General features: G+C 73.3%; 17 protein-coding genes. 10 read left to right on the forward strand and 7 right to left on the reverse strand.

Features of this window, described 5'->3' with window-relative positions; genetic code table 11:
• Positions 1-19 precede the first annotated feature (19 nt).
• Both ACFVFH_RS23065 and ACFVFH_RS23070 read left to right on the forward strand, forming a co-directional pair.
• Positions 20-1,042 carry a LacI family DNA-binding transcriptional regulator gene (locus ACFVFH_RS23065; protein ID WP_383771776.1) on the forward strand — a complete coding sequence of 341 codons (1,023 nt, stop codon included), beginning with the start codon at positions 20-22 and terminating at the stop codon, positions 1,040-1,042.
• Between the two features lie 89 nt (positions 1,043-1,131).
• Positions 1,132-1,413, forward strand: a complete 282-nt coding sequence (locus tag ACFVFH_RS23070) for a hypothetical protein (protein WP_383771778.1) — start codon at positions 1,132-1,134, stop codon at positions 1,411-1,413.
• A 223-nt stretch (positions 1,414-1,636) separates the two neighbouring features.
• Here ACFVFH_RS23070 and trxA read toward each other — a convergent pair whose 3' ends face one another.
• The gene (gene trxA / locus ACFVFH_RS23075) at positions 1,637-2,008 is read right to left on the reverse strand and encodes a thioredoxin (RefSeq protein ID WP_383771780.1); all 372 of its coding nucleotides are present in this window, start codon (positions 2,006-2,008) and stop codon (positions 1,637-1,639) included.
• 114 nt (positions 2,009-2,122) lie between these two features.
• Between trxA and ACFVFH_RS23080 the strand changes: the two genes are divergently transcribed.
• Complete coding sequence (locus tag ACFVFH_RS23080; RefSeq protein ID WP_383771782.1) at positions 2,123-3,565, forward strand: dihydrolipoyl dehydrogenase family protein; 1,443 nt, start codon at positions 2,123-2,125, stop codon at positions 3,563-3,565.
• Between the two features lie 192 nt (positions 3,566-3,757).
• Here ACFVFH_RS23080 and ACFVFH_RS23085 read toward each other — a convergent pair whose 3' ends face one another.
• Entirely contained in the window at positions 3,758-4,639 is an 882-nt protein-coding gene (locus tag ACFVFH_RS23085; protein WP_383771784.1) for a family 16 glycosylhydrolase, read from the reverse strand.
• Between the two features lie 258 nt (positions 4,640-4,897).
• Positions 4,898-5,491, reverse strand: a complete 594-nt coding sequence (locus ACFVFH_RS23090) for a histidine phosphatase family protein (protein ID WP_383771786.1) — start codon at positions 5,489-5,491, stop codon at positions 4,898-4,900.
• 261 nt (positions 5,492-5,752) lie between these two features.
• On the opposite strand from ACFVFH_RS23090, the gene ACFVFH_RS23095 reads away from it, so the two are divergent.
• On the forward strand, positions 5,753-5,968 hold the full coding sequence (locus ACFVFH_RS23095; RefSeq protein ID WP_189540289.1) for a CbtB-domain containing protein: 216 nt from the start codon (positions 5,753-5,755) through the stop codon (positions 5,966-5,968).
• Between the two features lie 27 nt (positions 5,969-5,995).
• Positions 5,996-6,769, forward strand: a complete 774-nt coding sequence (locus ACFVFH_RS23100; protein ID WP_383771788.1) for a CbtA family protein — start codon at positions 5,996-5,998, stop codon at positions 6,767-6,769.
• Between the two features lie 109 nt (positions 6,770-6,878).
• Here the strand turns inward: ACFVFH_RS23100 and ACFVFH_RS23105 are convergent, their stop codons facing one another.
• Positions 6,879-7,385 (reverse strand): GNAT family N-acetyltransferase, encoded by a 507-nt coding sequence (locus tag ACFVFH_RS23105; protein WP_383771790.1) that lies wholly within the window; start codon positions 7,383-7,385, stop codon positions 6,879-6,881.
• A gap of 131 nt (positions 7,386-7,516) precedes the next feature.
• Between ACFVFH_RS23105 and ACFVFH_RS23110 the strand changes: the two genes are divergently transcribed.
• Both ACFVFH_RS23110 and ACFVFH_RS23115 read left to right on the forward strand, forming a co-directional pair.
• Positions 7,517-8,272, forward strand: coding sequence for an SDR family oxidoreductase (locus ACFVFH_RS23110; RefSeq protein ID WP_383771792.1), 756 nt, complete (start codon positions 7,517-7,519; stop codon positions 8,270-8,272).
• 62 nt (positions 8,273-8,334) lie between these two features.
• The gene (locus ACFVFH_RS23115) at positions 8,335-9,141 is read left to right on the forward strand and encodes a TetR/AcrR family transcriptional regulator (protein WP_383771794.1); all 807 of its coding nucleotides are present in this window, start codon (positions 8,335-8,337) and stop codon (positions 9,139-9,141) included.
• 46 nt (positions 9,142-9,187) lie between these two features.
• Here ACFVFH_RS23115 and ACFVFH_RS23120 read toward each other — a convergent pair whose 3' ends face one another.
• Positions 9,188-9,571, reverse strand: coding sequence for a tetratricopeptide repeat protein (locus ACFVFH_RS23120; RefSeq protein ID WP_383771796.1), 384 nt, complete (start codon positions 9,569-9,571; stop codon positions 9,188-9,190).
• A gap of 175 nt (positions 9,572-9,746) precedes the next feature.
• Between ACFVFH_RS23120 and ACFVFH_RS23125 the strand changes: the two genes are divergently transcribed.
• From ACFVFH_RS23125 to ACFVFH_RS23135, 3 genes are read left to right on the forward strand one after another with little or no spacing between them, the layout of a single operon-like run.
• Positions 9,747-10,712 carry a pirin family protein gene (locus ACFVFH_RS23125; protein ID WP_383771798.1) on the forward strand — a complete coding sequence of 322 codons (966 nt, stop codon included), beginning with the start codon at positions 9,747-9,749 and terminating at the stop codon, positions 10,710-10,712.
• 37 nt (positions 10,713-10,749) lie between these two features.
• Entirely contained in the window at positions 10,750-11,394 is a 645-nt protein-coding gene (locus ACFVFH_RS23130; protein WP_383771800.1) for a hypothetical protein, read from the forward strand.
• An 8-nt stretch (positions 11,395-11,402) separates the two neighbouring features.
• Positions 11,403-11,948 (forward strand): NUDIX hydrolase, encoded by a 546-nt coding sequence (locus ACFVFH_RS23135; protein ID WP_383771802.1) that lies wholly within the window; start codon positions 11,403-11,405, stop codon positions 11,946-11,948.
• Here the strand turns inward: ACFVFH_RS23135 and ACFVFH_RS23140 are convergent.
• Both ACFVFH_RS23140 and ACFVFH_RS23145 read right to left on the reverse strand, forming a co-directional pair.
• Positions 11,905-13,194 carry an MFS transporter gene (locus ACFVFH_RS23140; protein WP_383771804.1) on the reverse strand — a complete coding sequence of 430 codons (1,290 nt, stop codon included), beginning with the start codon at positions 13,192-13,194 and terminating at the stop codon, positions 11,905-11,907. The two genes, ACFVFH_RS23135 and ACFVFH_RS23140, sit on opposite strands and share 44 nt — an antisense overlap.
• On the reverse strand, positions 13,191-14,294 hold the full coding sequence (locus tag ACFVFH_RS23145) for a PLP-dependent cysteine synthase family protein (RefSeq protein WP_383771806.1): 1,104 nt from the start codon (positions 14,292-14,294) through the stop codon (positions 13,191-13,193). Before ACFVFH_RS23145 ends, ACFVFH_RS23140 begins: the two co-directional genes overlap by 4 nt.
• Positions 14,295-14,360 lie beyond the last annotated feature (66 nt).

Here is a 14,360-nt window from a genome sequence, read left to right on the forward strand (position 1 = left end):
TGGAAGACTGCCGGACGCCATGAGCCAGTTACCGAACCAGCCCACCGAACGCCCCGTCCCCACCAGCGCCGACGTCGCACGGCGCGCCGGGGTCTCCAGGGCCACCGTCTCGTACGTGCTGAACAACAACGCCTCCGTACGGATCAGCGACACCACCCGCCGCCGGGTCAGGGAGGCCGCCACCGAACTGGGCTACGTGCCGCACGCCGCGGCCCGGAGCCTGCGCGCCGGGCACACCCGCATGGTGCTGCTGCCCACCGTGAACCTCCCGGCCTCCCCGCTCCACCACCGCTTCTTCCACGAGCTGGAATCGGGGCTGCGCCGGCTCGAATACACCGTCGTCCAGTACGGCAGCACCGGTCTGGACCCCGACGACGCACCCCGGGCCTGGGCCGAGCTCCGCCCGGTCGCCGTCATCGCCCCCGGCACGATCGACCTGACCCCGCACGGCATATCCGTGCTCCGCCGGTCCGGGGCCAAGGCCGTGATCACCCTCGGGCCCCGGCCGGTGCCGGGCGCCCACGCGCTGGTCATGGACCAGCGGGAGGTCGGCGCCTGCGCGGTGGGACACCTGCTGGAGGCCGGGCGGCGCCGCATCGGTGTGGTCATGCCCGAGGACCGGGGGCCCGGCCTGTTCGCCGAACCCCGGCTGACCGGTGCCCGGCAGGCCGCCCTTCCCCACGGGGCCCGGGTGGAACCCCTGCCGCTGCGGTACGACGAGGAGTCGGCGGCCGGGCTGGCCGCCCGCTGGCGCACCCTGGACCTGGACGGTGTGTTCGCCTACAACGACGACTACGCGATGCTCCTGATGCGGGCCCTCCAGGACGCGGGCATCGACGTGCCGCGCGAGACGGCCGTGATCGGTGCCGACGACCTGATGCTGGGCAGGCTGCTGCGCCCCAGGCTCAGCACCGTTCGCATGGAGCTGGCCACGGCGCAGCCACTGGCGGACCTGGTGGACCGGCTGGTACGGGATCCCGGTGGCACCCCGGAACACCACGACCTGCTCCGGGTCAGCGCCGTCCGGCGCGAGTCCGCCTGAGGCGCCGGGCCCGGCCGCGACGGCCGGACCGCACCGTGCGGCAGCGCGGCAACGTGCGGACCGCGTGCCGCATGCCTAGCGTCATGACCATGAGCCATCCGCAGAGCTACGAGATCCTGCTGGTCCCCGGATTCGCCGAGGACACCACCGACGCCCCCGGACCCGGCGGCGTCATCCGCTCGGCGGTGGTGTCGGCCACCGGCGAGACGGGGGCATCCGGCTACCCCCGGTACTCCGGCGAAGGCATCGTCGCGGACATCGACCCCGCGACGCGCTCGGTCGAGGCCCTGCTGGTCGACGGGGCCGAGCTGTCCTACGGCCTCTCGGCCCGGGTCCGGGAGCGGGACACCGGGACCGGCGCCGACAGCTGAGGCCGCGCCCCGGCACAAGGGTGAGGGCCCGACCGGCCGCAGCCGGTCGGGCCCTCACCTCGCCGCACGAGGCGATCGGGACGTACGCGCCCCGGGTCGTGTTTCGGAAGCCCCGCCTGCCCGGGGGTGTCCGGCACGCACGCTCACCGCGTTGTCGGGATCGCACGCACCCGCCGCCCGGGCCTGCCCCCCGGGCAGACGACGCTACTTTCCGAACACGCCCCTAGTCCTGCCCCTTCTGCTCCTGCTCGATGGACTTGCGCACCTCGTCCATGTCCAGCTTCCGCGCCTGCCCGATCACGTCCTCCAGCGCCGCCTCCGGCAGCGCCCCGGGCTGCGCGAACACCGCCACGTTCTCCCGGACGATCATCAGCGTGGGAATGGACTGGATCTCGAAGGCCGCCGCGAGCTCCTGCTGCGCCTCCGTGTCGACCTTGGCGAAGACCAGGTCGTCATGGCGCTCCGAAGCCGCGTCGTAGACCGGCGCGAACTGCCGGCACGGGCCGCACCAGGAAGCCCAGAAGTCGATCAGGACGAAATCGTTCCCACTGACGACCTGATCGAAGTTTTCCTTGGTGAGCTCAACGGTGCTCATTGTCTGCTACCTCTTCCTGTGCCCGCTCGGACCTGTCCGAACAACGGTGCCTGCACCTGCCCTATTCCGCCTGCCCATGTGGCCGCGGCGCACACCCGCGACGAGACTGGCCCCATGACAGATGCTTCCCAGAACGCCGAGTACGACGTCGTGGTGATCGGAGCGGGCCCGGTGGGCGAGAACGTCGCCGACCGGGCGCGGGCCGCCGGGCTGAGCGCCGCGGTGGTGGAGGTGGAGCTCGTCGGCGGCGAATGCTCCTACTGGGCCTGCATGCCCAGCAAGGCCCTGCTGCGCCCGGTGGTCGCCCGCGCCGACGCCCGCCGCGTCCCGGGCCTCGCCGACGCCGTGCAGGGGCCGCTGGACACCGCCGCGGTCCTCGCCCACCGCGACGCCTACGCATCGCACTGGAAGGACGACGGCCAGGTCGCCTGGCTGGAGGACATCGGCGCGGACCTCTATCGCGGCCGGGGCAGGCTCACCGGCGAGAAGGCGGTGTCCGTCACCGCTCCCGACGGCACCGAGCACCGGCTCACCGCCCGGCACGCCGTCGCCGTCTGCACCGGCAGTCGCGCCGTCGTGCCCGGCCTCCCCGGCGTCGAGGGGGCCCGCCCCTGGACCAGCCGGGAGGCGACCAGCGCCAAGAAGGTGCCGGGCCGGCTCGTGATCGTCGGCGGCGGGGTGGTCGGGGTGGAGATGGCCACCGTCTGGCAGGCTCTCGGCGCCCGGGTGACGATGCTGATCCGCGGCGACGGGCTCCTGCCGAAGATGGAGCCCTTCGCCGGTGAACTGGTCGGGCAGGCCCTCACCGAGGCGGGCGCCGACATCCGCACCGGAGTCTCGGTCGCAGCCGTACGGCGCCCGGTCCCCGACGGCCCGGTCACCGTGGAGTTGGCGGGCGGTGGACACATCGAGGCCGACGAGGTCCTCTTCGCCACCGGACGGGCCCCGCGCACCGACGACATCGGACTGGAGACGGTGGGCCTGACGCCCGGCTCCTGGCTCGGCGTCGACGACAGCTGCCGCGTCGAGGGCACCGACTGGCTCTACGCGGTCGGTGACGTCAACCACCGGGCGCTCCTCACCCACCAGGGCAAGTACCAGGCGCGCATCGCGGGCGCCGCGATCGCCGCCCGCGCCGCCGGCACGCCTCCGCTGGAGACCGGCCGCTGGGGCGCCCACGCGGCCACCGCCGATCACGCGGCCGTCCCCCAGGTCGTCTTCACCGACCCGGAGGCCGCCTCGGTGGGCCTCACCCTCGCCGAGGCCGAGCGGGCCGGGCACCGGGTACGCGCCGTCGACCAGGACCTCGCCGCGGTCGCCGGCTCCGGCCTGTACGCGGACGGTTACCGGGGCCGTGCCCGCATGGTCGTGGACCTCGACCGGGAGATCCTGCTCGGCGTCACCTTCGTCGGGCCCGGCATCGGCGAGCTGCTGCACTCCGCGACGATCGCGGTCGCGGGCGAGGTCCCCGTCGAGCGGCTGTGGCACGCCGTCCCCTCGTACCCGACGATCAGCGAGGCCTGGCTGCGGTTGCTGGAGGCGTACCGGGACGCGTAGGCCCCCCATCGTCCGGACCGGACCGGGGGCGGTCAGGAAGGCCCCGGCGCCGCTCGGGACGGCGGCGGACACCCACCGGGCGTGTACCGTCCCCGGCCGCCACTCGTTCGACCGGTGCGTGTGCCATCTCCCCGCACCGGTCGCCGAACTCGACGGTCGGCGCGGGGAGATGGACCGGGTCCGGCCGTACGGTCAGGCGGGAGGCCGGAGATCGCTGGTGGTGACCCGCACATGGTCGACGACGAGCTGTTGCGGGAAGGAGGTGCCGCCGTCCGGGTCGCCCGGCCAGTAGCCGCCGACCGCGAGGTTGAGGATCAGGAAGAAGGGCTTGTCGAACACCCAGGTGTTGCCGCCGAGATCGGCGGGCGTACGGCGCTGGTAGACGTTGCCGTCCACCGACCAGGTCACCGAGCCGGGCGCCCAGTCGACGGCGAAGGTGTGGAAGTCGTCGGCGAACGCCTGGCCGTTGGGCAGGGTGTAGGCGGCGCCGATGCCGCCGGAGCCGGAGTAGCCCGGGCCATGCAACGTGCCGTGGACCGTGGACGGTTCGAAGCCGACGTTCTCCATGACGTCGATCTCGCCCGAGTTCGGCCAGCCGACCTGGCCGATGTCGTCGCCCAGCATCCAGAACGCCGGCCACATGCCCTGACCCCGCGGCACCTTCATCCTGGCCTCGACGTGCCCGTACGTCTGGGTGAATTTGCCGGAGGTGTTCAGCCGCGCGGAGGTGTACTCGCACGTCCCGTACCAGCACTGGTAGTTGTTCGGGTTCTCGCGGCGCGCGGTGATGACCAGATGGCCCTGGCCGTCGAGCGCCGCGTTGCTGTTGCCGGCCGTGTAGTACTGCCGTTCATGGTTGTTGACGTTGTCGCCGGTCTCGATCTGCCACTTGGCACCGTCCACGGCGGCGCCCGCGGGGCCGTCGAAGTCATCGGTGAACGTCGCGGCCGCGACCCGTGGTCCGGGCACTCCGGCCGCGAGACCGGAGGAGGCCGGGACGAGGGCGAGCGCGGACAGCGCGCAGAACGCGGAGAGCAGGAGGCGGCGGGGGAGACGGGGGCGGGGAGAGGTCATGGGGGGTCCTTCCCGTGCGGAACTGAAGGCCGGGCCGTGCCATGCGTACGACACGCGCCCGTTGTGGGGGAGCAGGGAGAGGTTTTGGTTCCGTATGCGATTGAAGAAGTGAACCAACACCGTGTCAAGACCTTGGTACAGACCACACTTCTTGCATTCACCCGTCCGTGGAACGGGTCGTGCCGCGGCCTTCCCGGCCGTCGGGCGCCGTGTCGTCGGGCGGCCGTGACGATGCCAGGGCGTCGCCGCCGGGCAGGGTCAGCCGCCCGGCGCCGGCGCGAGCGGCTGTCCGCACCGCAGGTTCCACCGGCCGGACCTGCCGCTGAGCCCGGTCAGGGTGAGCGGGGGGACGTCCAGCCGCCAGAACGCCTCCGGCGGCAGGGCGAGTGCTCCGACGATCAGCGCCCGCACCACCGCGGGCTCGACGACCGCCAGCACGCGGTGGTCCCCGCGCTCCCCGGCCGGGGCCGGCGTCTCCAGCCAGCGCCGGGCCCGGGAGCAGAGCTCCAGGAGGGACTCGCCGCCGTGGGGGGCCGCCGAAGGGTCGGTGAGCCACTCCGACACCGCCGCCGGTTCGGCCGCGCTCACCTCTTCCAGCCGTCGGCCGCTCCACCGGCCCATGTCCCAGCCGCCGAGGGCCGGTTCCGGAGCGGCGTGCAGGCCCAGCGCGTCGGCGGTCCCGGCGCACCGCTCGGACGGCCCGCGCAGCTGCCGGTCGGCGGGGGGCACCGCCGGGGCGGCGGACCGGGCGCGGCCGGCCCCGGCCGCGTCCAGCGGCGCGTCGCCGTCGAAACGCGCCTCGCGCAGTGCGGCGTTGAGCGCCGGTGAGATCAACATCACGTGCACCGTCATGAACCGGTCAACTCCCTGAAGTCTGGCCCCTCGGCTGTGCCCACCATGGCATCCGGGCGGTACGGACCGCCGTCGGCACCATGGCGGCACTACCCGGCGAGCGGTATGGTCACGGCGAACATGACGTAGGTGTGACGGAAGTCCGGTGAGAATCCGGCACGGTCGCGCCACTGTGAACCCGTACCTGTGCGGGAAGTCAGACCCAGCACCCACGTCTCAGGCACCACGATCGGGACGCGTGTTCCCACAGGAGGTTCTGCCATGGCACAGAGTGCTGCCCCGGCCACCGCCGTACCGGCCATCACCCCCATCTCCCTGAAGGCCATCGCCCCCTGGGCCGTCTTCTTCGGCATCCTCATGCTGGTCCTGCTCTACTTCGTCGGCGCCGAGCAGGGGGCCACCGCGGTCATCTCCGGCGAAGGTGTCCACGAGTGGGTCCACGACGGCCGTCACCTCCTCGGTTTCCCCTGCCACTGACGTACCGTCCGATCCAGGGGAAGCCCCATGAACTCCATATCTGTCAGAGCCCTCCTCGTCCGCGGCATGCTGGCCGGTCTCGCCGCGGGCGTGCCGGCCCTGCTCGTCGCCTATTTCCTCGGTGAGTCGCGCGTGGACGCGGCCATCGCCCTGGAGGAGGCGCACAGCCACCACCACGACGGCGGCGAGGAACTGGTCAGCCGCGCCATGCAGTCCACCGCCGGTCTCGCCACCGGGGTACTCGTCTTCGGCGTGGCGGTCGGCGGCATCGCCGCCCTCGTCTTCTGTTACGCCCTCGGTCGGATCGGCAGGTTCGGGCCCCGGGCCACGGCCGCGCTGATCGCGGGCGCGGCCCTGCTGGCGGTGTACGTCGTGCCGTTCCTGAAGTACCCGGCCAACCCGCCGGCCGTCGGCAACCCCGACACCATCGGCAGGCGTACCGCCCTGTTCTTCCTGATGGTCGCCCTCAGCGTGCTGCTGGCCGTCGCCGCGGTCATCCTCGGCAGGCGCCTGGCCCCCCGTCTGGGCAACTGGAACGCGACGGTCGTGGCGGCCGCCGCCTACGTTGTGGTGATCGGGATCTCCTATGTGTTCCTGCCCTCGTACAACGAGGTCGGAAAGGACTTCCCGGCGGCGCTGCTGTGGGAGTTCCGGCTGAGCACCCTCGCCGTGCAGGCCACCCTCTGGGCGACGTTCGGGCTCGTCTTCGGCGCCCTGACGGAACGGCTGCTCGTGCCGGGGACCGGCACCGTCGCCACCGGGAACGGCGCCGCGGACCGGGCGGCCACCGCGGCCGGCTGACCGGCTCGACGCCCGCCGACGGGCTGGTGATCGGAACCCCGCCGGGACGCCCCGGCGGGGTTCCGGCGTTCCACCGGACGCCTCGCCGCAAGGCCGGTGGCGCGCCGGCTCACTCCTCGGTACGCGGGTCCAGATCGATCCGGTAGTACGCCAGCTTCTCGTCCTCCCGCACCAGGCGCATGCCGACGGCCTCCATGACGCGCCGGGACGCGATGTTGTCCAGGTCGGCGTCCCCGTGCACCCGGCGCACGCCCTGATCGCGGGCGAACCGCAGCAGCGCGCGCAGCGCCTCGGAGGCGTAACCCGCCCCCCGGACCGAGGGGACGAGGCCGCAACCGATCGTGACGGCTCCCGTGGCGTCCGGCGGGCCGTGGAACCCCATCCCGCCGATCACCAGCCCGTCCTCGCGGCGGCGTATCTCGTACGAACCGAAGGGGCTCGGATCGCCGCTGCGCGCGCAGGTGTCGAGGAAGCGCTCGGCCGCGGCCCGCTCGCTGGCGGAGGGGTAGCCCGGCGCCCAACGCGCCCCCTCCTCGGGTGCGCCCGCCACGACGCGCAGTGCGTCGGAGGCGTTCGTCGGGTGGAGGAGGAGGCGCGGGGTTTCCAGGTCCGTCATGAGCGAGTGGACTATCGCGCGGGGGAGCCCGGTCGCATCCGAATTGGTGTTAACGGCGCTAACGTAGCGATGTTAGCGTTGATAACGTCCGGCTGGTTTCCCTGCCGGCCGCCCGAGAAGGGAGCACCGTCATGGGTGAGCAGCAGCCCGTCACCGAGCGCGAGCGTCGCGTGGCGATCGTCACCGGAGGGTCACGGGGCATCGGCCGCGAGAGCGCCCGGCGGCTCGCGGCCGACGGATTCGCCGTGGTCATCAACTACGCGGGCAACCACGCCGAGGCCGAGTCGGCGGTGGCGGCGATCACCGGAGCGGGCGGGCAGGCTGTCGCCTTCCGCGCCGACGTGGCCGACGAGTTCGCCGTCCCGGCCCTCTTCGATCTGGCGGAGCAGACCTTCGGCGGCGTCGACGTGGTGGTGCACGCGGCCGGTGTGATGACCCTGGCGCCCCTGGTCGACACCGATCTGGACGCGCTGGACCGGATGCACCGCACCAATGTCCGCGGGACGTTCGTCGTCGACCAGCAGGCGGCCCGCCGCCTGCGCAGGGGCGGAGCGATCATCAACTTCTCCAGCTCCGTACTGTCGCTCGCCCTGCCCGGCTACAGCGCCTACGCGGCGACCAAGGGCGCCGTCGAGGCCATGACGCTGGTCCTGGCCCGGGAGCTGCGCGGACGTGACATCACGGTCAACGCCGTGGCACCCGGTCCCACGGCGACCGACCTGTTCCTGGACGGCAAGGACGAGGAGACCGTCGCGAGGATGGCCGCCCAGGCGCCGCTGGAGCGGCTGGGCACGCCGCAGGACATCGCCGAGGTGGTCTCCTTCCTCGCCGGTCCGGCCCGCTGGGTCAACGGCCAGGTGCTGCGCGCCAACGGCGGCATCGTCTGAACCGCCCCGCCGTCCCGCCCGTGCCCGGGGCCCGTCGGGGCGCGCTTGATAGCGTCCGTGCGATGAGCACACGAGCACGCATCCTCGATGTGGCGGCGCGGCTGGTCGCGGAGTCGCCGGACGGGGACATCTCCACCCGGGCCGTGTGCGAGGCCGCGCAGGTGGGCGCCCCGGCCCTCTACCGTCACTTCGGCGACAAGGAGGGACTGCTGTCGGCGGTGGTGGACCACGGCTTCGACGCGTACCTCGCGACGAAGCGGGAACGCGGCGGGAGCGCGGACCCGGTCGAGGACCTGCGCCGGGGCTGGGACGGCCATGTGGAATTCGCCTTGCGGAACCCGAATCTGTACCGGCTGATGAACTCTCCCGCCATGCGCACCCCGCCCGCCTCGGCCCTGGAATCCCACCGGATCCTCACCGGGGACCTGGAGCGTGCCGCGGCCGCCGGCAAGCTGCGTCTGGCCCCCGGGCCGGCGGCCCGGATGGTGATGTCGGCCAATGTGGGCGTGGCGCTGATGCTCGTCGCCCGCCCCGCGACCTTCTCCGACGACGGAATGTCGCACCGGGTGCGCGACGCCGTGCACGCCGCGGTCCTCACCCCGGAGGCGTTCGGCGCGTCCCCGGGGGAGGCGGCGGCGGACGGTCCCCGCGGCCCCGGGCCCGCGGAGTCCGGACCGTCCGTGGCGGCCACCGGGCCCGAGCCGCGGCGGCCCGTGCCGTCCGCCGGGCCCGGACCGTCCGTCCCGTCCGCCGCGGTCCGGCTGAACGCGCTGCTGCGGCGGACGCCCGCCCCGTCGCTCAGCCCGGCCGAGGGCGCTCTCCTGACGGAATGGTTGGACCGCCTGTCGAACGCCCCGGGCACGGGCTGAGGGAACCCGTCAGCGGGATCTCCCCGGGCGTCGAGGACTTCCGGGCTCACCCGGCGGCGGGCCCCCGCGGGTCCGTCCGGCCGGGGTCGGCGTCGAAGTCGCCGGAGAGGGCCGCCGCCATCCGCAGATGCCCGGCCGCCTCGGCGCCGCGCCCCTGGCGTTCGAGCGTGCGGCCCAGCATCAGCCGCGCGTAGTGCTCCACCGGATCGAGCTCCAGCACCGCGCGCAGTTCCGCCTCCGCCTTGCCGAGCCGCGCCGAGTGGTAGTAGGTCCGGGCCAGCAGCAGGCGGGGGGACACCTGCTCCGGGACCTCCGCGACCAGCCCCTCCAGGATCCGGGCCGCCGTCATGTACTCCTTCGCCCCGAAGAACATCTGCGCACGGTCCCAGCGGTCGGCAGACGTACCGAACTCGAAGTAGGTGTCGCTCACTCGGCCTCCTCCTGGGTGGGCCGCCCGGGGTGCGCCCGGCTCGGTCCCGCTTACGGCCCGGCTTCCGCCAGGCCCTCCTGCACCCTCCGCAACAGGGCCCAGTGGTTGAATATTCCACTAAATTGTCGGCGTGGGTACCGGTGCCCCGGCCCGGCCCGCGCATAGGTTGAGCGCCATGAGCAATCTCGATCGCCAGGCCGCACTCTCCGTCTGCGGAGGACGTGGCTTCGTCGTCGCCGAGCCCGTGCGTGAACTCCTCACTCCCCGCCGGGTCCGACTGGGCGAGTCCACCGAGGTCCGCAGACTGCTGCCCAACCTGGGCCGCCGGATGATCGGCGCCTGGGCCTTCGTCGATCACTACGGCCCCGACGACATCGCGGGCGAACCCGGGATGCAGGTGCCGCCCCACCCCCACATGGGTCTGCAGACGGTGAGCTGGCTCCACGACGGCGAGGTCCTGCACCGGGACAGCCTCGGCAGCCTGCGCACGATCCGCCCGCGCGAACTGGGGCTGATGACCTCCGGCCGGGCCATCAGTCACTCCGAGGAGAGCCCGAGGGCCCACCCGAGGCTGCTGCACGGCGCCCAGCTCTGGGTCGCCCTGCCGGACGCCCACCGTCATGTCGAACCACACTTCCAGCACCACACCGACCTGCCGACGGTCACGGCGCCCGGCCTCACCGCCACCCTGATCCTGGGCGAGCTCGACGGCGCCGCCTCGCCCGGCACCGCGTACACCCCGATCGTCGGCGCCGACATCGCGCTGACCGCCGGCGCCGAGGCCCGGCTGCCGCTCGAACCCGACTTCGAGTACGCGGTGCTCTCCATGTCCGGCCGGGCCGAGGTCGACGGCGTGCCCGTGCTTCCCGGATCGATGCTCTATCTCGGCTGCGGCCGCACCGGCCTCCCCCTGCGCGCGGACACCGACGCGGGCCTGATGCTCCTGGGCGGCGAGCCGTTCGAGGAGGAGATCGTCATGTGGTGGAACTTCATCGGACGGTCCCAGGAGGAGATCGAGGAGGCCAGGCGGGGCTGGATGGAGGGCTCCCGCTTCGGCGAGGTGAAGGGCTACGACGGCGACCGGCTGACCGCTCCCGAACTGCCGCCCGTCGCCCTCAAACCGCGGGGGCGGGTGCGCTGATTCCGGGGCGTACGGCCCGCGTTGTAGGGTTCCGTACATGTTTTCCGCCGCTAAGCCTCCCCGGCTCGGCGGACTCTGGCGGTCGACGGAGTCGGGTGTCGCCTACGCCCCGCAGCGACCGGCCGAGCTCCGGCGGGCACGGAACAGAGCCACGCTGCTCATCGTGCTGGCGTGCCTGATGGCGGTCGCCGCGGTCGCCATGTGCGGCACCGCGGTGGCGCACTGGGGCGACACGTACATGGAGATGCCCCATCGGTACGGCGAGCCCGAACGGTCCCGCCCGATCGTGGTGCTGGGGCTCGGCCTGCTGCTGCTCGTGTCCGCCTCACTGGCCGTGATCGGTGCGCGCATCCTGCGCAGACCCAGGATGCCCACGGTCGAGCTCACCCCGACGGCGGTGCGGTCCCATATGTACGGTGCCGTCGAGGTGCCGTGGGACGAGGTCGTGGGCACCCGGGTGGCCGAGGGGCCGCGCCTCGACCTCGCCCGTCCGGCGAGCAGCTACCGGATCACCGGACGGGAGCGGAGCGAGGACAACGAGACCTCGCTCCGCCTGTACGCCCCGTCCTCCGACCTGCTTCCGCTCCTGGCGTGGCTGCGGGAACATCCCGAGGCCCGTACGACGGTGCTCGCGCCGTGGTCCGACCGACTGGCCGTCAGGAACGGCGACGAGGAGAGGTGACGTGTCCCATGGGCGGACGGTTGTTCACCGTGGGCGAGGGTGTCGAGGTCCCCGTTCCCGCGCCCGGGGAGGTGTGGGCCGTCGGCGCGGTCGTCCTCGGCCGGGACGGCAGGGCATTCGCGCAGAAGCGGAGCCCGGACCGCCGTCTCTTCCCCGACACCTGGGACGTCGTGGGCGGTCACGTCGAGGCCGGTGAGTCCCTGCTGGACGCCCTCGCCCGGGAGATCGAGGAGGAGACCGCCTGGCGCCTGCGCCATGTGCGGCGGTTCCTCGGCACCAGCGACTGGACCGGCGACGACGGCGCGGGGCTCCGCCACGAGGCCGACTACCTCGTCGAGGTCGACGGAGACCTGGACCACCCGGCCCTGGAGTGGTCCAAGCACTCCGCCTACGGCTGGTTCGGCCCCGGCGACCTCGCCCGCCTGAAGCACAACCGCCTGCCGGGTGAGTTCCTGGTCCACGACCTGATCGCCCGCGCCCTGCGGGAACACCCGGACACGGCCCAGGACTTCACGCCGTGCTCGGCGTCCGCGCCGGCGCGGGACCGGGAGTGAGACGCAGGTGTCCGGCGCGGTGCAGGCCGGTCAGGGCGGCGGCGCAGGCCAGGCCGAGCGCGGACAGCGCGGTCCAGGGCAACCAGGGCGCCCCGGCGCGGTCGGCCAGGTCGAACAAGCCGCCCACGGCGAGGTTCCCCGCCGCGACGGCGACGCCCGCCACGGTGCTGTAGGCCCCGTAACAGGTGCCGACCAGGCGCTGTCCCGAAAGACGGACCAGGGTGTCCATCTCGAACGGGTACAGCAGCGCCGCCCCCGCGGCCAACAACGCCGCGCATGCCACCAGCTCCCCGAGCCCGAGCACGGCACCCGGCCCATGGACGCGGTGGTGCGGGCCGGGCAGCAGGGGCAGGAAGGCGGCGCCCATCACGGCCAGGCCGAGCGCGATCGCCTTCGGCGGGTCCAGCCGCTCCCTGGCCCAGTCCGTCAGCCGGACCTGACCGGCGACCGCGACCAGGGCGGAGACGGCGAAGACCACGCCCATGGCGGTACCGCTGTCCTCGTCCAGCAGGGTCCGGGCCCGGAGGGGCAGGGCGAGGTACGTCTGGAAGGCCAGCAGGTAGGAGCCGGCCATCGCGAAGGAGAACAGGACGAACGGCCGGTTGCGCAGGATCGTCCGCCAGTCCGCGCCGACGCCCCGCCATCCGCTCGTACGCTCCGGGTCCGGTGCCGGACGCCGGGCCGGGAGGGCACGGGCCTGGACGAGCGCCAGGACCCCGAACACGGCCGCCGACGCGGCGCACACCAGCCGGAAGTCGAGGGCGAGCAGGGCGAGTCCGGCGAGCGGGCCCAGCAGGATGCCCGCCTGGTAGAAGACGTTGAAGGCGGCGAACGCCTCCACCCGGCGCTCCCCGGCCCCCTGGGCGACATAGGCGCGGACGGCGGGGTTGAACAGGGCCCCGGCGAACCCGGTCGCGGCGGAGGCGACGACCAGCGCGGGCACGCTGTCGGCCAGGGCCAGCAGGGCGAACGCTCCGGTCCGCAGCGCGCAGCCGGCCAGGATCATGGGCTTGTAGCCGATCCGGTCGGCCAGCGTCCCGCCCAGCCAGAACATGCCCTGCTGGGAGAGGTTGCGTACGCCCAGGACGAGTCCGACCGCCCATGCCGCCAGGCCGAGGCCGTGGGCGAGGTGGTCGGCGAGGTAGGGCATGAGCATGTAGAAGCCCAGATTGATGCCGAACTGATTGACCATCAGCAGCTGGAGGCCGGGCTCGAAGGAGCGCACCTGGGCGCGCAGCCGCCTCACCGGGCACCCGCCAGCGCCGCCGGGGCGACGGCCGGGCCGGTGACCGTACGGCAGCGGGTCCAGGACGTCACGGCGCGCTCGCCCGGATCGCTGATCTCGTCGGGTTCGTCCGGCAGCGGCACCGCGGTGTCGAGGAGGTGGTGGCCGTGGCACCAGCCGTCGTTGTAGACGGTGTCGAGATAGCGGTGGGGGCCGTCGGGGAAGATCGCGGCGATCCTCGTTCCGGCGGGGTGGGTACGGGCGGCCCATCCGGCGACCATGGCGACCGCGCCGACGCTCCAGCCCCCCGAGGCGTAGTGGTGGCGGGCCAGCGTCCGGCAGGAGCGGACCGCCTCGGCGGGGGCCACCCAGTGGACCTCGCTGAACGCCGGATGGGCGACGTTGCCGGGGTGGATGCTGGAGCCCAGCCCGCGCATCAGACGCGGTGCGGCCGGCTGCCCGAAGATCGTCGAACCGGTCGAGTCCACGCCGATCAGGGCCAGGTCGGGAAAGGTCCGGCGCAGTGCGGCGGAGATTCCCGCGGAGTGACCACCGGTCCCGACGGAGGCGACCAGGAGGTCGACGCGGCCCAATTGGGCGACGAGTTCGGCGGCCAGCGGGGCGTAGGCGGCCACATTGTCCGGGTTGTTGTACTGATCGGGGCACCACGCCCCGGGCAGGGCGGCGAGCAACTCGGCCACCCGATCCCGCCGGGCCTGCTGCCAGCCCCCGGACGGGTGCGGGGCGGTGACGGTCTCGACGCGCGCGCCGTAAGCGGTCAGGGCCCGGCGGATCCCCGGTTCGAGTCCGGGGTCGGTGACCACGGTGACCGGGTGCCCGAAGGTGATCCCGGCCAGCGCCAGGCCCAGCCCCAGGGTGCCGCTGGAGGACTCGACGACGGGGGCGCCCGGGGCCAGGTCGCCGCGCTCCCGGGCGCGGGCCACCATGTGCAGCCCGGGGCGGTCCTTGATGCCGCCGGGGTTGGCGCCTTCGAGCTTGGCCCAGAAGCCACGCCCCGCGTCGGCGAAGGGCTCGCCGATCCAGAGCACCGGCGTGCGGCCCACCAACTCGGAGGGCCTGCGGGCGGACGTCGGGGCAGGGGCGTACGGGGGAACGTTCATGAGGGTGTCACGGCTCCTCGCCCCGGACCGGAAACGGCCGTCGGGGCATCGGGGGATCAAGGGGGC

The sequence above is a fragment of the Streptomyces sp. NPDC057697 genome (assembly GCF_042799335.1).
GTDB lineage: Bacteria > Actinomycetota > Actinomycetes > Streptomycetales > Streptomycetaceae > Streptomyces.

What these genes read in the sequence shown, in the direction of transcription:
- ACFVFH_RS23065 (WP_383771776.1), top strand. Translation starts at nt 20, where the DNA reads ATGAGCCAGTTACCGAACCAGCCCACCGAACGCCCCGTCCCCACCAGC.
- ACFVFH_RS23070 (WP_383771778.1), top strand. Translation starts at nt 1,132, where the DNA reads ATGAGCCATCCGCAGAGCTACGAGATCCTGCTGGTCCCCGGATTCGCC.
- trxA (WP_383771780.1), bottom strand. Translation starts at nt 2,008, where the DNA reads ATGAGCACCGTTGAGCTCACCAAGGAAAACTTCGATCAGGTCGTCAGT.
- ACFVFH_RS23080 (WP_383771782.1), top strand. Translation starts at nt 2,123, where the DNA reads ATGACAGATGCTTCCCAGAACGCCGAGTACGACGTCGTGGTGATCGGA.
- ACFVFH_RS23085 (WP_383771784.1), bottom strand. Translation starts at nt 4,639, where the DNA reads ATGACCTCTCCCCGCCCCCGTCTCCCCCGCCGCCTCCTGCTCTCCGCG.
- ACFVFH_RS23090 (WP_383771786.1), bottom strand. Translation starts at nt 5,491, where the DNA reads ATGACGGTGCACGTGATGTTGATCTCACCGGCGCTCAACGCCGCACTG.
- ACFVFH_RS23095 (WP_189540289.1), top strand. Translation starts at nt 5,753, where the DNA reads ATGGCACAGAGTGCTGCCCCGGCCACCGCCGTACCGGCCATCACCCCC.
- ACFVFH_RS23100 (WP_383771788.1), top strand. Translation starts at nt 5,996, where the DNA reads ATGAACTCCATATCTGTCAGAGCCCTCCTCGTCCGCGGCATGCTGGCC.
- ACFVFH_RS23105 (WP_383771790.1), bottom strand. Translation starts at nt 7,385, where the DNA reads ATGACGGACCTGGAAACCCCGCGCCTCCTCCTCCACCCGACGAACGCC.
- ACFVFH_RS23110 (WP_383771792.1), top strand. Translation starts at nt 7,517, where the DNA reads ATGGGTGAGCAGCAGCCCGTCACCGAGCGCGAGCGTCGCGTGGCGATC.
- ACFVFH_RS23115 (WP_383771794.1), top strand. Translation starts at nt 8,335, where the DNA reads ATGAGCACACGAGCACGCATCCTCGATGTGGCGGCGCGGCTGGTCGCG.
- ACFVFH_RS23125 (WP_383771798.1), top strand. Translation starts at nt 9,747, where the DNA reads ATGAGCAATCTCGATCGCCAGGCCGCACTCTCCGTCTGCGGAGGACGT.
- ACFVFH_RS23130 (WP_383771800.1), top strand. Translation starts at nt 10,750, where the DNA reads ATGTTTTCCGCCGCTAAGCCTCCCCGGCTCGGCGGACTCTGGCGGTCG.
- ACFVFH_RS23135 (WP_383771802.1), top strand. Translation starts at nt 11,403, where the DNA reads ATGGGCGGACGGTTGTTCACCGTGGGCGAGGGTGTCGAGGTCCCCGTT.
- ACFVFH_RS23145 (WP_383771806.1), bottom strand. Translation starts at nt 14,294, where the DNA reads ATGAACGTTCCCCCGTACGCCCCTGCCCCGACGTCCGCCCGCAGGCCC.